Here is a 3,427-nt window from a genome sequence, read left to right as displayed (position 1 = left end):
ATGGGTGAGTAAGGAAAGAAAGGGGAGGGGATAGCAAGAAGAAAAAAGAAGAGAGGAGTATGAGGGTATGGAAAAAAGGTATGAGGAGGAGTGGCGAACGGTGTGGAGGGATGGGGGGAAGTAGGAGAGGCGAGGGTTATGGGGGAAGGTGAGGCATTATGAGTTGCGTATGGTATGGCAGGAGGTGTGGCGTACAGTGTGGCGGGAGGTGTGGCAGTAGGTGTGGCGTACGGTGTGGCAGGAGGTGTGGCAGTAGGTGTGATGGTAGGTGTGGGGATGGGTGTGGTGATGGGTGTGGGGATGGGTGTGGTGATGGGTGTGGCAGTAGGTTCGGTGTTTTTACGTCTAGAAAATTGGTTGCTTGGTTTACCTTTTAACCTGCGTTACCTCAAAAATGGCAGTTTTTTACTACCCAGAATTACTCTTATACCCTTACCATATCTTGATTCACGCTTAAAAAACTGGTTATTACAGGACTGGGAAAATGGCATACATAATGTTAATCAACTATTAGCATATACCATGCAATTTATTCCTGTCATTAAAGCAGTGAATAAGGCACTGGAAATAAAGCCAGAAGAACAAATAATTTGGTCAGTTTCCCAGTTAGCAAATAATCCTTTTGATTGGCAATTAATAGAATATATTTCAGATTTGAAACAGCCTTCAACCAAAAAACCCCATCGTGCTGCTGCGGCTGGTTTTTGGTATCTGCATGAAAAACAACCCACTAAAGCCACAAAAGCCTTTGAAGTGGTTCGTTCTCTTCTCTATGGAGAAGAAATGTATATTCTTACCAAAACTCTGGCGGAATTTAATGAAATTAAAGGATTAGATTCTATTGCTAACCTACCAATACCTACATTCCCCACATCAGATTTATTACGTCCTGTTACTTGGCAAACATTAGATAGATTTGTCAAAGTAATTGAAGATGTAAAAATTATAAATCGCAGTGTCTCCCGTGCATCTCGTTCTTGGGCTTTAAATCGCGCATTAGGTGAACTGACAATTATTTTAAATACAGCCGACACCCTACCGAAAGCAGAACAGGGATTAATTATAAATATTGCCAAAAATTGGCAACAAAGACTATTACAAATTACTGGTGAAGTTGGGAAAATTTCTATTACTGAACGCGTACGTAGTCCTTACGTTACGGGCGACCCTGTAATGGGTAAGTTGTTTGTTGGTAGAGAAGATATTATTAGACGATTAGAAGAAATTTGGTTAAGAAGTCTTCAACTCCAGTCTGTAGTGATTTATGGTCATAGACGCATGGGTAAAACTTCAATTTTACGCAATGCTGCTAATTCTTTAGATAATCAGGTCAAAGTTGCTTATGTGAATTTACTCAAGTTAGGAGATGTAACCCAAGGTGTGGGAGAGGTGTTAATGGCTATTAGTGATGAAATTTCCCAAGTTGTGAATATTTCCCCTCCTAATGATGATGATTTATTAAAACTACCTTACCGCACATTTAACCGCTATTTTGAAGAAGTAATTAAAAATTTATCTTGTGGGTTAATTATTGCCTTAGATGAATTTGAAAAAATTGAAAATTTAATTAAAGCGGGAAAAATCAGCCCAGATTTTATGGATTTATTGCGTAGTTTAGTACAAGCAGATGATCAAGTAGCTTTTGCTTTTGCAGGGTTGCACACTTTAGATGAAATGACCGCAGATTATTTTCATCCCTTTTTTGGAAGTGTGACTAATATTCATGTGCCTTTTCTCAGTCGTGGTGCAACTGGTCAAATTCTCGCTAACCCAGCTATTGAAGATTTTTTATTAGACTACACACCAGAAGCAATAGATAAAATTTATGATTTAACCCACGGACAACCTTATTTAGTGCAGTTAATAGGTTATCATTTAGTGCGACTATATAATTTTGTGTTTGAACAAGGAAGAAACCGCGACCCAGTTTTTACAGTGGAAGATGTAGAAGCAGTTGTGAATGAACCGGATTTTTTTACCGGAGGTAGGAATTATTTTCATGGTGTGTGGAGTCAAGCTGGGGAAAATGGTAATACTCAACAAGTAATTTTAAGTCATCTGGCAAAATCTCCCCAAGGGTTAAGTTTAAATGATTTGGTTGAGTTGACGGGAATAGATGAAAGTAATTTACAGACAGCTTTAGATACTTTAACCCGTCATGATGTGATTGCAGAAAATCAGGGAAGATGGAGAATTATTGTCGAGTTATTTCGGCGTTGGGTTGAAAAATCACATCCTTTAAATTTAGAATCCTAAAATCACACTTAAATACTATTAGGGTCTACACCCAAAGCCTTTAATTTTTCTGCTAGTAATTGAGCGCGAACTTCTGCATTTTCAGCGCGTTTTTCTGCTTGTTTTGCCCGTTCATCACCAGTTAGTAAAACATTACCATTTTGATCACACCAACGCAACCAAGAATCATTTCTACCTTCAAATTCTCCATTCCATAATGTTACACCCAAACCAATATCTTCTAACCATTTATCTGTAGTTTCTACGTAACGTCTACCTTGAATAGAATAAATTCTTAAAACTTCTGCTCCTAAATTTTGATGTGGGTCATATACAATATAGTAAGAAACTCGCATTTTTTCATAAATTTGCAGTTTTTTATCTAGTTCTTCACCTTCTCGATTTGATACAATTTCAATGACAACTTCTGGTGATTTACCGAATTTCCAAACTAGATAACAACGATTTTGTTTTTCCCACCAGTTTTCAGGAGTTTTCACATCAAAACTGACAAATATATCAGGAACTATGGCAGGTTCACCATAAGTATGATAAACACCTACATTAGCTGCTGCTAAAAAAATCTGATTTTGTAAAGAACTGTAAAGAGAACCGACTAAAAGGCGTTGTTGTTTTTCAGATGCGAGATTATCCACAGGTGTATCATCTTCAGTGACTAGCAAGTTGGCATCTGGTACATCACAATTATCAATTTCACTATTGATTAGAAGTTGCTCAATCATGATTGTATCCACTAGTTGAGATATGAAAATTATAACACTTTACTTGAGATTTTAATAACAATCTAAACTCAAACTAAATCCTGGTAATATCTCTTCACCTAATTCTGTGGGTAAATTTCTCAATTCCACATCTTTTCCTAAACGATAAATTTCTACTTGTTGTTGTTGCGGATTTATTAACCATCCCATTTTTACCCCTGCATTCATATATTCTTGCATTTTCTGACGCAGAGTTTCTAAACTATCTGTTACTAACCTTAATTCAATGACAAAATCTGGTGCAATAGGGGGAAATTTTCGTTTTTGTTCAGGTGTTAATGCCGGGTAAGCTCATCTAATTTGGTATAAAATGAACTTGACAAAAGAAACAAGATAAGCAGCAGCAAGCAGAGAAAAATTTGACTTGACATGGGAGCAAAAGAAGTGAGATGAGGAGATAAGCTCCCCCT

At 37.2% G+C, this 3,427-nt stretch carries 2 protein-coding genes and 1 pseudogene; 1 reads left to right on the top strand and 2 read right to left on the bottom strand.

The window, feature by feature from the left end:
• The first annotated feature begins 174 nt into the window (after positions 1 to 174).
• Positions 175 to 2,256, top strand: coding sequence for an AAA family ATPase (locus FFR48_RS26365; protein ID WP_236104198.1), 2,082 nt, complete (start codon positions 175 to 177; stop codon positions 2,254 to 2,256).
• Between the two features lie 8 nt (positions 2,257 to 2,264).
• Here FFR48_RS26365 and FFR48_RS26360 read toward each other — a convergent pair whose 3' ends face one another.
• Together FFR48_RS26360 and FFR48_RS26355 are read right to left on the bottom strand one after the other, a co-directional pair.
• Positions 2,265 to 2,978 carry a Uma2 family endonuclease gene (locus FFR48_RS26360; RefSeq protein WP_137669396.1) on the bottom strand — a complete coding sequence of 238 codons (714 nt, stop codon included), beginning with the start codon at positions 2,976 to 2,978 and terminating at the stop codon, positions 2,265 to 2,267.
• A gap of 51 nt (positions 2,979 to 3,029) precedes the next feature.
• Positions 3,030 to 3,305: pseudogene (locus tag FFR48_RS26355) on the bottom strand (Uma2 family endonuclease); the annotation flags it as partial.
• Positions 3,306 to 3,427: the final 122 nt, after the last annotated feature.

Source organism: Sphaerospermopsis reniformis (genome assembly GCF_005402885.1).
GTDB classification, from domain to species: Bacteria; Cyanobacteriota; Cyanobacteriia; order Cyanobacteriales; family Nostocaceae; genus Sphaerospermopsis; species Sphaerospermopsis kisseleviana.
The sequence above is the reverse complement of the archived record's forward strand: the minus strand, read 5'-3'. Positions and strand labels throughout refer to the sequence as shown.